Source organism: Sphingomonas sp. 7/4-4, from assembly GCF_027941955.1.
In the GTDB taxonomy this organism is placed as follows: Bacteria; Pseudomonadota; Alphaproteobacteria; order Sphingomonadales; family Sphingomonadaceae; genus Sphingomonas.
Map to the genome: position 1 here is coordinate 1,872,859 of NZ_CP115960.1, position 14,007 is coordinate 1,886,865.

The 14,007-nt window shown below is 65.6% G+C and carries 9 protein-coding genes and 1 pseudogene; 4 read left to right on the forward strand and 6 right to left on the reverse strand.

From position 1 onward, the window contains the following. Positions 1 to 34: 34 nt before the first annotated feature. The 5 genes and pseudogenes from PIB19_RS09455 to PIB19_RS09475 form a co-directional block, all read right to left on the reverse strand. A complete protein-coding gene (locus PIB19_RS09455; protein WP_271240598.1) occupies positions 35 to 1,012 on the reverse strand; it encodes a glycoside hydrolase family 9 protein in 978 nt (325 codons plus the stop codon). 161 nt (positions 1,013 to 1,173) lie between these two features. Further along, positions 1,174 to 1,917: pseudogene (locus PIB19_RS09460) on the reverse strand (glycoside hydrolase family 9 protein); the annotation flags it as partial. 78 nt (positions 1,918 to 1,995) lie between these two features. After that, complete coding sequence (locus tag PIB19_RS09465; RefSeq protein WP_271240599.1) at positions 1,996 to 3,732, reverse strand: glycoside hydrolase family 43 protein; 1,737 nt, start codon at positions 3,730 to 3,732, stop codon at positions 1,996 to 1,998. Positions 3,733 to 3,800: 68 nt separating this feature from the next. Beyond that, positions 3,801 to 5,303: a tryptophan halogenase family protein gene (locus PIB19_RS09470; RefSeq protein ID WP_271240600.1), complete on the reverse strand. Its 1,503-nt coding sequence runs from the start codon at positions 5,301 to 5,303 to the stop codon at positions 3,801 to 3,803. Beyond that, entirely contained in the window at positions 5,300 to 6,808 is a 1,509-nt protein-coding gene (locus tag PIB19_RS09475; protein ID WP_271240601.1) for a tryptophan halogenase family protein, read from the reverse strand. Before PIB19_RS09475 ends, PIB19_RS09470 begins: the two co-directional genes overlap by 4 nt. Positions 6,809 to 7,063: 255 nt before the next feature. Here PIB19_RS09475 and PIB19_RS09480 point away from each other — a divergent pair, with 255 nt between their 5' ends. The 4 genes from PIB19_RS09480 (at position 7,064) to PIB19_RS09495 (ending at position 11,638) form a co-directional block, all read left to right on the forward strand. Then, on the forward strand, positions 7,064 to 9,526 hold the full coding sequence (locus PIB19_RS09480; RefSeq protein WP_271240602.1) for a TonB-dependent receptor: 2,463 nt from the start codon (positions 7,064 to 7,066) through the stop codon (positions 9,524 to 9,526). After that, positions 9,523 to 10,455 (forward strand): TonB-dependent receptor domain-containing protein, encoded by a 933-nt coding sequence (locus tag PIB19_RS09485; RefSeq protein ID WP_271240603.1) that lies wholly within the window; start codon positions 9,523 to 9,525, stop codon positions 10,453 to 10,455. Before PIB19_RS09480 ends, PIB19_RS09485 begins: the two co-directional genes overlap by 4 nt. Positions 10,456 to 10,625: 170 nt before the next feature. Then, positions 10,626 to 11,207: a cupin-like domain-containing protein gene (locus PIB19_RS23620; protein ID WP_271240604.1), complete on the forward strand. Its 582-nt coding sequence runs from the start codon at positions 10,626 to 10,628 to the stop codon at positions 11,205 to 11,207. Next, positions 11,114 to 11,638: a cupin-like domain-containing protein gene (locus PIB19_RS09495; RefSeq protein ID WP_271240605.1), complete on the forward strand. Its 525-nt coding sequence runs from the start codon at positions 11,114 to 11,116 to the stop codon at positions 11,636 to 11,638. Before PIB19_RS23620 ends, PIB19_RS09495 begins: the two co-directional genes overlap by 94 nt. 86 nt (positions 11,639 to 11,724) lie before the next feature. Here the strand turns inward: PIB19_RS09495 and PIB19_RS09500 are convergent, their stop codons facing one another. Continuing rightward, the gene (locus tag PIB19_RS09500) at positions 11,725 to 13,887 is read right to left on the reverse strand and encodes an alpha-glucuronidase family glycosyl hydrolase (RefSeq protein WP_271240606.1); all 2,163 of its coding nucleotides are present in this window, start codon (positions 13,885 to 13,887) and stop codon (positions 11,725 to 11,727) included. Positions 13,888 to 14,007 lie beyond the last annotated feature (120 nt).

A 14,007-nucleotide genomic window follows, 5' to 3' on the forward strand; every position in this document is an offset into this window, starting at 1 on the left:
GGCTCTGGATCCCGGCTTTCGCCGGGATGACGTTCTAATCGTCCAGCCACGCTGCGACCCAGAACAACGGCGCGTTCCAGTTGATCGCCACTTCGTTGAGCGCATAGGCATTGATGTCGTCGGCCCAGCATGTCTGCGGCGCGCACTTGCCGCGCATCGCCCCCGCCACATTATCGCTCATTGCCGTCGAATTGGGCCCGCCCGAAAGCACCCCGGGCGGTGGCCCCGGCAGCTTCGGATCGATCGAATGCGCCCAGAAGCGGTGGTGCGGGTTCATCAGCGGCCGCACGCCATAGCCGCTGACATAGGACTGGCCGAGCGGATTGCGGCCGAGGACATAGTCCATCGCCGCGACGACGCCCGCGCGGTATTTGGCGTCGCCGGTGAAGTCGTGCGCCAGTCCGAGCAGCATCGCGCGGTTGAGCAGGCTCGAATTCGATCCCCAGGGATAATCCTTCGCCACATAGGGGATGCCGTAGCCATTGCCCTTCTCATCGGCGAGGAAGCGGTCCGCCGCGGCGACGATCCCGCCGCGAAGCCGGTCGATCTCGCTCTTGGGCAGCGCATTGCGCGCGGTCGCCAGCGTGATCGTGCCCAACGTGGCGGTGCTCGGCCAGCCCGGTTCTCCCAGATCAGCGCGGAAATGCCGCGATCCCGTCACTGCATCGCGATATTCCGCCCCGCCGGTAGTGGCGAACAGCTCCGCCGCCGCCCAGTAGTATTCGTCCGAGACGTTGCCGTCGCCATAGCCGCCGCTGCCGGTGAAGCTGCTGGTGGCATAGACCTGCGGATTGCGCTTCGCCGCCTTCCACGCGCGCCCGGCGGCGGCGAGGCAGCGCGCGGCGAACGCATCATCCACGCCGCGCCACAGCCGCGCGCATTGCGCCGCGGTGGCGGCAAGGTTGAGCGTCGCCGCGGTGGTCGGCGGATAGAGCAGCCGCTCTTCCGGATCGTCCTGCGGCGGCATCGGCAATTTGGTCCAGTTGCGGTCGGCGACCTTCTGGTGCGCCATCCCCCGGCATCGATCTCGGCGAAATCGGCGGGCTCGGTTTCCCACGGCGGCCTGCCCGCTTTGGCGGGCTTCGGCGCGCCGGCTGGGACACGCGCGCGAACGCCATCGGCGATCTGCATCCGGAGCAGGAACTCCATCTCGAAACGCGCTTCGTCGAGCAGGTCGCTGACGCGATTGCCCGCCTCGGGGATCTTCAGGCTGCCATCGCCGAACGCAGCCGGCCGCCGCTCATAGGCATTGAGCAGGGTCCATAAAGAGATGCCGCCATTGACCACATATTTGCCGTGGTCGCCGGCGTCATACCAGCCTCCGGTAACGTCGAGCGCATAGCCGCATCCCGGCCATTCGATCCCGCGCTCGTCGCGTCCCGCGAAGCATTTGGCGACTTCCTTCGGATGCCCCGCCGGCCGCGCCCATGTCGCGCCGACCAGCCGCGCCTCGATCGGCACGCCGGCGCGCTGGTGATAGAAGAAAGCGACCGCATCCCGGGCGAGCGGCGCATAGATGCCTTCCCGGATCGCGAAGGCATTGCTCGGCGAACCGCCGACGACCAGGCGATAGCCTTCGCCCGGGGTGCGGAAATCGCTGAAGTCGATCCGCTGGACCTCCGCTCCCGAAGCCGCATCCTGCCCGAAAGGCTGCGCCTTGCCCTGCCGGACCGCGCGGCCAGCGGCATCGTACAGCGTCCAGGCCAGCGGCGCCGATCCCCCGCCGACGATGGCGATCTTGGCATCGCCGGGCTCGAAGCCGATCTGGTTGAGATGAACCGGCAGCGGCGGCGGCATCGCCGCGCCGAGCGTGAATGCCATGGTGGCAAGGAAGGCGGCGCGCATGAAGCGATTCTCCATCAGGGTTTTTAGACCGTCACCCCGGCCTCGTGCCGGGGTCCACCGGGAGGCCAGCATCGGACAAGCAGCTTGAGCTCTGTCGTCAAGGCTCGGTGGATCCCGGCACAAGGCCGGGATGACGATTGAAGGCTTCCACTATTTCGCACTCCCGGCGAAGACCCCGAAGGTGGAGCCGACAAAGCCGCCCGCGGTTTTGGTCGTCAGCGCATCGGTGGTGAGTTGCGTCAAAGGGCGCCAGGCCAGCATCGGCGCATCGGGATTGCCGAGCAGCCGGGCATAGGAAAAACTATAGGCATTGCCGCGGACCTCGATGCGCAGCGCCAGCGGCTGGCCTTCGACGATGCCGAAGGTGTCGGCATCGACTCCGGCGATCGTCTCGCCCTCGGCGAGTGCCTTGGGCCCCTCGCGGCGATCGACGACGACGGCGAGCTTGCCGTCCACCCGCTTCAGCCCGACGAACAGCCAGTAATCGTCGTTCTGGAACACGGCGAGGCCGGCACGGTCGCCGTCCTTTACCGGCGTGAAGCGCACCACTGTCTCGGCGGTGGCGTTCAGGTGCTGCTGACGGCGGGTGAGGAAGGAGGGATTGGCGTTGTCGCCGAGCCCCGCGTCACGCGCCTGCAGCTTGAGCGCGCCGCCTTCGAGGCGGAACCAGTCGGTGCGCGGGTTGCGCAGCATCATCCAGTACGGCGGCAGCTTCGTGCCGTCGAACTCGTCGCGCACTGCGAATGCGCCGTTGGTCGGCAGCGGCGGCGCGGGCTGCGCCGGCAAAGCGGGCCGCGCAGCCATCCACGGGATCGCCTGCCCCAGGTCGGTGATCCGCGGCCAGCCATCCTCCCAGCGCACCGGCATCAAAAAGGTCTCGCGCCCGGTCGAGTAGAAATCGCCCGCATAGGGCCTGACGGCAAGGAACGTTGCCCACCATTTGCCGTCGGGCGTGGTGACGAGCTGGGCATGCCCCGCCGAAGTGATCGGGTTCGCGCGGTCGCGCGGCAGATCGCGCTGGGTGAGGACAGGATTGGCCGGATTGGGTTCATAGGGACCCGTCACGCTTTTCGAGCGCAGGATGACCTGGCTGTGGCCCTCGGCGGTGCCGCCCTCGGCACAGCTCAGATAGTAATAGCCGTCCTTCCGGAAGATGTGCGGCCCTTCGATCCAGATCGGCTTTTTCGAGAAATCGACGCCGCCGTTCACCAGTACCTTCCGGGGGCCGATCGTCTTGAGCGCCTTGAGGTCGAACTGCTGGATCCAGATCGCGCGGTGGCCCTGATATTGCGGCTCGCCCTCGGGCGGGCCGTTGTTGAGGATCCAGGTCTTGCCGTCGTCGTCGAAGAACAGCGACGGATCGATCCCGCCCTCCAGATCAGGCAGCCACACCGGATCGGACCAGGGGCCCGCCGGATTCTTCGCAGTGATCACGAAATTGCCGCCGCAATCCACGCAGGTGTTGAGGATGTAGAAGGTTCCCGCCTTCGCCTGGATCGACGGTGCGAACACGCCGCGCGAAAGGCCGAGCTGCTTGAAATCGAGCTGGCCGGGACGATCGATCGCATTGCCGATCTGGGTCCAGCTGACCAGATCGCGGCTGCGGAAGACCGGGATGCCCGGAAAATAGCTGAAGGTCGACGTGACGAGGTAGAAATCCTTGCCGACGCGGGTGACGCTCGGATCGGGATAGAAGCCCTGCAGGATCGGGTTGCGATACTGATCGGGCGTCGGCTGATTGGCGCGATCCACCGGATCCTCGCCGCGATATTCGAACCAGTCGAAGCTCGCGACGGGCTGCGCCACCGCGGGCGCGGCGAACAGGAATGCGAAAAGCAGCAGTGCCCTCCATCCGTCACCCCGGCGAAAGCCGGGGCCCAGAGTCACGGGCGACGGAGTTCGTGGCTCTGGATCCCGGCTTCCGCCGGGATGACGATGGAAAAAACGCAGGATACTCATGCCGCACAATTCTCCCGAATGAAGTCGCGGTGTTTCGGCATGTAATCGGCCGAATTGGCGATCGCCTCGCGGATATGCGCGAGCCGCGAGCGTGTCTCTTCGAGGCTCATCACCTCGGCGACCGGATCGAAGCTCTGCGCGCCCATCAACTGGCCGTGCATCACCGCGAACCAGCTGGTGTCGTTGAACAATTCCTCGTTCTCGCGAAAGGCGCGGCCGTGGCTGCGGAAGACGCGCATCTTCTCGGCCAGCCGCTCGGGGATCTCCATCGTCCGGCAGTAATCCCAGAACGGCGAATCCTGGCGCTCGGTGGCGTGGTAATGGAGGATGATGAAGTCGCGTATTTCCTCGTAATCGGTCGTCATGATGCGGTTGTAGCGATCGATATCGGCCTGGTTGAAATGCCTGTCCGGGAACATCGTCAGGAAGCGCGAGATTCCGCTCTGGATCAGCCAGATCGCCGTCGATTCGAGCGGCTCGATGAACCCGCCGGCGAGGCCCATCGCCACGCAATTCTTGATCCACAGCTTGTTGCGGTGCCCGGTCCGGAACGGAACCGTGCGCGGGTCGGCCAGCGGCTTGCCGTCGAGATTGGCGAGCAGGATCGAGGTCGCCTCGTCGTCGGACATGTATTTGGAGCAGAAGACGTGGCCGTTGCCGGTGCGGTGCTGGAGTGGAATGCGCCATTGCCAGCCGGCCGTATGGGCGGTCGAGCGGGTATAAGGCGTCCATTCGTCGACGCTCTCGCACGGCACTGCGATGGCGCGGTCGCAGGGCAGCCAGTGCGACCAGTCGGTGAAGCCGGCCTTGAGCGCCTGCTCGATGATCAGCCCACGAAAGCCCGAGCAATCGACGAACAGATCGCCTTCCACTTCGGTACCGTCCTCCATCACCACCGACTGGACGAAGCCGTCCTCGCCGCGCAGCTTGACGTCGACGATCTTGCCCTCGCGGCGCACCACCCCGCGCTCCTCGGCATAACCGCGCAGGAAGCGGGCGTAGAGGCCGGCGTCGAAATGGAAGGCATAAGCGATGTCGGAGAGCGGCGAGCGGCCGGCATCGATCGAGCGCATGAACTTGCCCATCTGCCCGGCCCTGGCCTGGAGCGACCATTCGTCCACGTCCGGCGCCTCGCCCAGCTGATGCAGGCGCAGGAAATAAGCGTGGAACGACACCCCCTGCATATCCACGCCATATTTGCCGAAGGGGTGGAAATAGGTGTGGCCTTGCCGCCCCCAATTGACGAACTGGATGCCCAGCTTGAAGCTGCCCTGGGTGGCGCGCATGAATGCGTTCTCGTCCACGCCGAGCATGCGGTTGAACGTCGCCATCTGCGGGATCGTCGCCTCGCCGACGCCGATGATGCCGATCTCGTCGGATTCGATCAGCGTGACGCTCGCATATTCAGGACCAAGGATGCGCGCGAAGGTGGCGGCCGCCATCCAGCCGGCGGTGCCGCCACCGACGATGACGATCTTGCGGATGCGGGTGTCGGTCATGACATTCCTCTGGAGGGGCAGTGCCGTGCGAGCCAGTCGGCATGCGCGGGCATCGCCTCGGCCGTGCGGCGGAAGGTACTGCGGATGCGGTCGAGCATCTGGCGCAATTGCCCGGGATCGAGCGCGTCGGCGAGCGGATCCCAGCCCTGCGGCGCGATCCCCTGCCCCAGCATCACCGCGATCCAGCTCGTCTCGGCGAACAATTCGTCCTCGCGCCGGAAGACCCGGCCGCGATTGCGGAACAGTTCGATACGGCGCGTGAGGCTCTCGGGCACCGCCATCTCGCGAGTGTGGCGCCACAGCGGCTCGTCGCGCCCGTTCGCCTTGTAATGGAGGATCACGAAATCGCGGACCTGCTCGTACTGGGTCCGCGTGAAATCGTTATAGGTATCGCGCTCGGCATCGCCCCAGCCCTGATCCGGGAACAGCGCCAGCAGCCGCGAAATGCCCGCCTGGATCAAGTGGATGCTGGTCGATTCCAGCGGCTCGAGGAAACCGCCCGATAGTCCGATCGCGACGCAATTGCGGTTCCACGCCAGTTTCCGGCGCCCGGTGACGAAGCGAAGCGGCCGCGGATCGGCGAGCGGCTCGCCGTCCAGATTGGCGAGCAGGGTCGCCGCGGCCTCGTCGTCGGAGACGTGGGCGCTCGAATAGACATAGCCGTTGCCGGTGCGGTGCTGGAGCGGGATGCGCCATTGCCAGCCGGCGGCCCGCGCGGTGGCGCGGGTATAGGGCGCCAGCGGCCCGGCATTGGCCGTGGGCACCGCCAGCGCACGATCGCAGGGCAGCCAATGCGTCCAGTCCTCGTAACCGGTATGGAGCGCTTCCTCGATCAGCAGCCCGCGAAAGCCCGAGCAATCGATGAACAGGTCGGCCGCCAGCGCCGTCCCGTCCTCCAGCGTCACCGCCTCGACGAAGCCGTCCTCGCCGCGCAGCGCCACGTCGAGGATCTTGCCCTCGCGCCGCACGACGCCGCGCGCCTCGGCATAGTCGCGCAGGTAGCGGGCATAGAGCGCGGCATCGAAATGATAGGCCTGGACCAGCCGGGAGAGCGGCGAGCCTGCATCGCGCGCCGGCGCATCGTAGCGGCCCAGCCGGCAGGCGACGGCGCACAGGCTGTAATCGTCGAGCGCGCTCGCCTGGCGCGCGGCGTGGAGCCGGTGCCAGATCTGGTGGAACTTCACGCCTTCGATGTCGAAACCATAGTCGCCGAACGGATGCAGATAACGGTGCCCGGGCGCGTTCCAGTCGACGAACTCGATGCCGAGCTTCATCGAACCTCGGGTCCGGCTCAGGAAATCCTTTTCGTCGATGCCGAGCATCGCGTTGAAGGTCTGGATTGGCGGAATCGTCGCCTCGCCCACCCCCACTGTGCCGATCGCATCCGATTCCACCAGCGTGACCTGCACGCCGGCCTGGACCATCCGCGCCAGCGCCGCCGCGGTCATCCAGCCCGCAGTACCCCCGCCGACGATGACGACACTCCGGATCGGCGGCGCGGTCATTCCGACACGCAAACTCTGGACGCGAACAAATTTCCTCCCCTTCCACGATGTTAGCGCTCCCAGCTTCTAAACCGCAACCGCGGCGATCGGGATTTCCACGCTGCATCGCAGCAAAAAACCGTTGCAAAATCAGCACATACTTACAGCAGTGTAACTATCTCTATTGATCTTTGCCGCAAATCTCCTTTACCCTTGTCACAGAACTACAACAATTCGCGCAAAGCGATGGTAGCGCTAACAGGAGGGGGACGCTTGATGCGCAAGCATTACGCCATGCATGCATGTGACAATGCATCGAAATTGAAGTCGGGGCTGCTCAGGGCGGGCGTTTCCGCCGCGGCATTGTGCCTGTTCGGGGCCGGCACTGCCTGGGCGCAGACCGAAGGCGCGGCGGCCCAGACCACACCTGCCGCGGAGGACGCGGCTACAACGCAGGATGGACAGACCGAGGACGAGATCGTCGTCCAGGGCTATCGCCAGTCGCTGCAGAGCGCACAGCAGATCAAGCGCAACTCCGACGTGATCGTCGATTCGGTCACTGCCGAGGATATCGGCGCCCTTCCCGATCGCTCGGTCACCGAGACGCTGCAGCGTATCCCGGGCGTCGCGATCAACCGCTTCGCCGCCGGCGTCGATCCGGACCACTTCTCGGTCGAAGGATCGGGCGTCGTGGTGCGCGGCCTCACGTATGTCCGCTCCGAGTTCAACGGCCGCGAGGCGTTCAGCGCCAATAACGGCCGCGCCTTGAGCTTCGCCGACGTGCCGTCCGAGCTGATGGGCGGCGTCGACGTGTTCAAGTCGCCATCGGCGGACCGCATCGAAGGCGGCATCGCCGGCGTGGTCAATCTGCGTACCCGCAAGCCGTTCGACGCCAAGGGCTTCGTCCTCGCCGCCTCGGCCGAGATGAACTATGGCGACTTCCAGAAGGATCCGAGCGCCAACCTCAACGTCCTCATCAGCAATCGCTGGCAGACCGGGATCGGCGAGATCGGCTTCCTCGCCAGCGCTTCCTATTCGAACCTGAAGAGCCGGGCCGATCGCCTGCAGGTGTCGAGCTTCCGCATCCGCAACCTCTATTCGGACGGCGACGTCAACGCCAATGGCGGGACGACGGTAGCCGGCCGCGTTCTCTTCCCGCGCGGCGCGGCGATCGGCACCCAGGAATTCGATCGCACCCGCTACGGCTATTCGGCCGCCGCGCAGTGGCGCAGCAACGACGGATCGATGGAAGCGGTGTTCCAGTTCCTGCGCTCCGACGCGCGCCAGGCGTGGAACGAGCACACCGTCGAGATCGCGACCGACAACGTCTCCGGCAACGGCGATTCGCGCCGCGTGCCCGGCACGACGCTGCAGTTCGATGAGGACGGCCTGTTCGCCAGCGGCACGATCACCGGCCCGACCGGATGGCGCTCCGACCAGTTCACCGGCGCCGGCCGCGTGCCGATGCTGGGCCTGCAGAGCAACAACATCCAGCGCAGCCATACCGAAAAGCTGGTCACCGACGATTACGGCTTCAATTTCAAATGGGACGTCAACGAGCGGCTGGGCGTCACCGTCGACTATCAGCACGTCCAGTCGAGCAGCTATATTCTCGACAATACGCTGTGGAACTCGACCTATCAGAACGCGTCGATCCAGCTGAACGGCAGCGATTATCCGACGGTCCAGTTCCTGCCGCCACAGGTCTGCAACGGCCCGGCCGCCAATTCGCAGAACCCGCCCGGCGGCGACTTCGACTGCGCAGGCTTTGGCAGCCGCGCTGGGGAGAACGCAGCGCCGGGGCAGCAATTTGCCCCGACCTATTTCGGCGCGGGCCACACCAGCTTCACCGATCCGTACAACAGCTTCCCGCGCGCAGCGATGGACCATGTCGAGGACAGCGACGGCAATTCGGACGCGGCGCGGCTCGATCTCGAATATGCCTTCCCCGAGAGCGGGTTCCTGAAGTCGATCCGGGCGGGCGCGCGCTATGCCGATCGCCAGCAGACGGCGCGCTTCTCGACCTATAACTGGGGGCGCATCTCCGAGCAGTGGGGCAATGACGGGCCGGTCTGGCTCAGCGATAATGTCGACGGCATCACCGGCGGCAGCGGTGGTACGCCGGTGCTCGCCGGCTCCAACGTGCCTTATTATTTCGACAATTTCTTCCGGGGCCAGGCACCCAATCCGCTCGGCGGACAGGGCCGCCTCTTCTACGGACCGGACACGGTCAAGAATTATGCGCAATATGTCGCCTATGCGACACTGGCGAATCGCGAATGGGAACCGACCGTCGCCAATTGCCCGGCCGACAACCCGGCCAACGGCGTCATGCGCAACGGCGGCTGGAACCCGCTCTACAATCGCTGCGGCGTGGTCCCGGGCACCTGGTTCCTGCCGGGCGAGATCAATCCGATCCGCGAGACCAACAAGGCCGCCTACATCATGGCGCGGTTCGACACCGAATTCGGCAACGGCATACATCTGACCGGCAATGCCGGCGTCCGCTACACGTCGACCAAGCGCGATCTCGCAGGGCGTGCAGCAATATGCCTATGGCTCCACGTATCTGCCGACCGAGGCGACCTGCCTCGCGCCGCCGGCCGATGCTTCGCAGGCAGTCCAGGGCTATTGCTCCTTCCCGTTCGCGACGCGGACGGCAGTGCGGAATTTCCAGAACGGCGCGCTCATCAGAATCGCCCGGCAAGACCAAGTATGATTACTGGCTGCCGAGCGTGAACCTGAAGCTCGACGTTGGCGGCGGCCTTCAGTTCCGCGCCGCCTATTTCAAGGGCATCGCGCCGCCCGCCACCGGCCTCATCCGCAACTATGGCGCAGTCTCGGTAAACGCCGTCCAGAACACCAATGCCGACGGCACCGTCATTCCGAACAGCTACCGGCTGCAGGCGACGGTCAGTCGCGGCAATCCCTTCCTGAAGCCGGTCGAGGCAGACAATTTCGACCTGACCGCGGAATGGTATTTCTCCAGCGTCGGCCAGCTCACGGTCTCGGGCTTCTACAAGCGGCTCAAGAACGTGCTGACCAACGAGACCTACCGCACGACCTACACCAACAACGGCCAGACTTTCGACGCGGTGGTCACCAATCCGGGCAACGCACCGGAAACCGGCAAGATCAAGGGCGTCGAGGTGGCCTATCAGCAGACCTTCGACTTCCTGCCGGGCGTGCTCAAGGGCTTCGGCCTGCAGGCGAACTACACCTATATCGACTCTAGCGGCGTGCCCCAGAGCACACTGTCCGAGACCGATCCGGATGTCGGCGCCGGCCGCGTGACCACGGTGGATCTCGCCAGCCTGCCGCTGCAGGGGCTTTCGAAGCACACGGTGAACATCACGCCGTTCTTCGATGCCGGGCCGCTGTCGCTGCGCGCCACGTATTCGTGGCGCTCGGACTTCCTGCTGACCATCCGCGACGTGATCGTCCCCAACGATCCGATCATCAACAAGGCGACCGGCCAGCTCGACGCGTCGATCTTCTATTCCCTGTCGGACCATGTGAAGATCGGTCTCCAGGGATCGAACCTGCTCAACGAAGTCGTGAAGACCAAGGCCGTGCTGCAGGGCCTCGACGGCGAGAATGTCGAAGTGCCGCGCGGCTGGTACATGAACGATCGCCGGATCTCGGGCATCATGCGCTTCAGCTTCTGATCCGAATTAGAAACACCCTGCCCTGGCGTCGCGAGTTTCCTCGCGGCGCCATTTTTTGGGCGATGCCCTCTCACCGTTCGTGCTGAGCTTGTCGAAGCACCGTTCTTCCTCCACCGAGCGCTAGAAGAACAGCCCTTCGACAAGCTCAGGGCGAACGGAGTTGGGAAGTGATGACCGCGCCCGCCCCCATCCGCGAGATCGAAGTACCCACTCCCGCGGCGTTCCGGGACGAGATCGTCGGCAGCTACACCCCCGTGGTGATCCGCGGGCTCGTGCGCGATTGGCCGGTAGTCACAGCCGCCCTCCAATCGACCGAGGCAGTGGCGGAACATCTGCTGCGCTTCGATCGCGGCGCGGCGGCGGAAGCGTTCGTCGGGCCGCCCGAAATCGGCGGGCGCTTCTTCTATTCGCCTGACATGACAGGCTTCAATTTCGAGCGGCGGCGCGGCGGCTTCGGCGAATTGCTCCGCTATCTGCTGGGGATCGTCGGCAAGGAGGGCGCACCTTCGGTCTATGCCGGGGCGCTGGAGACCGCCGAGATGCTTCCGGGGTTCGCCGAGGCCAATCCCTGCCCCTGCTCGCCGAGTACGACGCGCCGCCGCGGATCTGGCTCGGCAATCGCTCGATCATCTCCAGCCATTTCGATGTCTCGGACAATGTGGCTTGCGTGGTCGCCGGGCAGCGACGCTTCACGTTGTTTCCGCCCGATCAGATCCACAATCTCTATGTCGGCCCGCTCGACCGCACGATAGCGGGGCAGCCGACGAGCATGGTCGAGCTGAACGCTCCCGATTTCAATCGCTTCCCGGGCTTTCGCAAGGCACTCGCGGCGGCGGCGACCGCGGAGCTCGAACCCGGCGACGCGATCTACATCCCGGCCTTGTGGTGGCACCAGGTCGAGGCGCTGGCGCCGTTCAATGTCCTCGTCAATTACTGGTGGAACGATTCACCCGATGCGGCGGCGCGCTTCGACGCGATGGTGCATGCGGCGCTGGCGATCGGGCACCTCCCGGCCAAGCGGCGCGCGGCGTGGGAGGCGATGTTCGACACCTTCGTCTTCAGGCATCACGGCGACCCCGTGGCGCATCTCGCACCCGAGCACCGCAGCGTGCTGGGCGAGCCGACGCCGCAGCTCAGGGCGTACATCAAGGCCTATCTCGCACGCGGCCTCCAGCGGCCGTGAGCGACCCGTGCTCCGGCGAAGGCTGGAGCGTTGGCGATCGGGTGTATCCTCTCCAGGGCTCCGGCCTTCGCCGGAGCACAGGGTGATTACTTCCCGTTCCCTGGCGCGTATGGCGTCCGGATCGCCTTGTACCAGTCGAGATCGTGCGGCGGCGCGGCGTGGCCGGCGGGGAGCGGGCGCTTCGAGACCGACTGGAAATACGCCACCGACGCATCGCGCCACCATTGCGCCTCCCGCCGCTGGATCGCCAGGAAGTCGCGGACCTCCGCCCAGCGGCGCCCGTCGACCTTGCCCTCGAGCCGGTTCCAGTCAGCCTGCATCGACGCCACGGCAGCGACGCCGCTATCGTAGCGCGTGACCAGTTCATCCCAGACATTCCGGCCCGAGGCCGTCCGGTATGTCCAGGGGACGTGGTGGAACCAGAGCAGGAACTTCTCCGGCACGCGTTTCAGGTCGCTGAATTGCGCGGCGACTTCGGGGGCATATTGCGCGACGGCGTCGGTGCCGGTCCGCGTGCGATCGAAGCCGATCCCGGCGGCGTCGGCCTTGTGGTAATAGACCGGGTTCCATTCGGGACGGGCGAGGTCGGAGACCCACGGCCCCGGGCCGTAATGGTGGCCGGTAGCCATCAGGTGGCCGAGCCCGAGCGGCGTCATGTAATCGACCACCGCTTCGCGCGAGCCCATCATCATGTTGACGATCGGACCGGTGACCGCGGGGTCGTTGCCCCAGGTCAGCGCCGCCCAATCGCGGGCGATTTCCCCGGCCCTCGCGTCGGGATCCCAGGCGAAGCGACCGAACGCGTACCAGTTCGCCTGATCGAATTGCGAGCCCGACCAGTTCACGTCGCTGCCGATATTGGCGACTCTCGCCATGCCCGTCGCCGCGCCGGGCTCCACGGGCGTGGCGAGCATTTTCGCGACGGTCGTGCCCTTGCGCGGGCGGAAAGTGTCGGCCTCGAGCGCTTCCTCCCACATCGTGCCGAGGTAAGCGAGGTGCGTCGCGAAGCCGAGATACTCCTTGGTGATCTGGAACTCCATCATCAGCGGCGTCTTCGGCATCGCCCCGAACAGCGGATGAAAGGGCTCGCGCGGCTGGAAGTCGATCGCGCCGTTCTTCACCTGGACGAGGACATTGTCGCGGAACTTGCCGTCCAGCGGCTGGAACTCGGCAAAAGCCTGTTTGTGGCGATCGTCGGGGTTCTCGGCGGCATAGACGAAGGCGCGCCACATCAGCACGCCGCCATGCGGCGCAAGCGCATCGGCGAACATGTTCGCGCCCTCGGCATGGCTGCGCTTGTAGTCGGCGGGGCCGGGCTGGCCCTCCGAATTGGCCTTGACGAGGAAGCCGCCGAAATCGGGAATGACGCGGTAGATCTCGTCGACCTTGGCCTTCCACCAGGCCGCGACCTGCGGGTCCAGCGGATCGGCGGTCCTGAGCCCGCCCAGTTCGATCGGCGCCGAGAAGCGGGCGGTCAGATAGACCTTGATGCCATAGGGCCGGAACACGTCCGCAAGCGCCTTGACCTTCTCCAGCCATTCGGGGCGAAGCACATCGGCATTGGCGTTGACGTTGGTGAGGACGGTGCCGTTGATCCCGATCGAGGCGTTGGCCCGCGCATAATCGGTATAGCGCGGATCCTTGTAGCCCGGCAGCTTCTGCCAATCCCAGATCGATTGTCCCGCATAACCCCGCTCGACATGGCGATCGAGATTGTCCCAGTGATTGAGCACGCGGACCTTGAGCTTCGGCGCATCGGAAATGTCGAGATTTTCGAGCGGCTGGTCCAACTGAACACGCTTCAGGAACGCGAAGACGCCGTAGAGCACGCCGATATCCTGATTGCCGGCGATGACGGTGATGCGGACGCCCTCGGCCGTCCGCGCGCTGCGGATCAGATAGCCTTCGGGCCCGATCGCGGCCAGCTTCAGCCCGAGCGATGCGATGATCGGCGAGTTCTGCGGCGTGCCGATGACGACGGCGCCGTCTCTGGGTGCCGAGCCCGCCACGCCGAAGCCATTCCCGCGCAGCAGGCCGCCCATCCCCCGACGGAACTCGGCCGTCGCTGCGGCGAGCGTGGGGCTGCTGCCCTGCACGACGAGGTACTGCACGGTCTTTCGAACGGCTTCTTCCGGCCGGTGCTCGAGTGGCTGATAGCGCAACCACAGGTCGTAGCCGGTCTCGCCGCGCGCCGCGGCGGGCAGCGCGGCGCTCAGCAGAAGCAACATAAAGCCAAGCAGAAGCCGCATATCCATCCTCTCACCGTCCGGATCTACGCCGAACGTTGACTTGTCCGTAGCAGCTTGACCATGGTAGCGCTACCAGCACACTCCCATCATCCCGGCCTTCGCCGGGGCGACGCTCGATAG

Coding starts and splice junctions, on each gene's coding strand:
- PIB19_RS09455 (WP_271240598.1), bottom strand. CDS start 1,012: ATGGCGCACCAGAAGGTCGCCGACCGCAACTGGACCAAATTGCCGATG.
- PIB19_RS09470 (WP_271240600.1), bottom strand. CDS start 5,303: ATGACCGACACCCGCATCCGCAAGATCGTCATCGTCGGTGGCGGCACC.
- PIB19_RS09500 (WP_271240606.1), bottom strand. CDS start 13,887: ATGCGGCTTCTGCTTGGCTTTATGTTGCTTCTGCTGAGCGCCGCGCTG.
- PIB19_RS09475 (WP_271240601.1), bottom strand. CDS start 6,808: ATGACCGCGCCGCCGATCCGGAGTGTCGTCATCGTCGGCGGGGGTACT.
- PIB19_RS23620 (WP_271240604.1), top strand. CDS start 10,626: ATGACCGCGCCCGCCCCCATCCGCGAGATCGAAGTACCCACTCCCGCG.
- PIB19_RS09480 (WP_271240602.1), top strand. CDS start 7,064: ATGCGCAAGCATTACGCCATGCATGCATGTGACAATGCATCGAAATTG.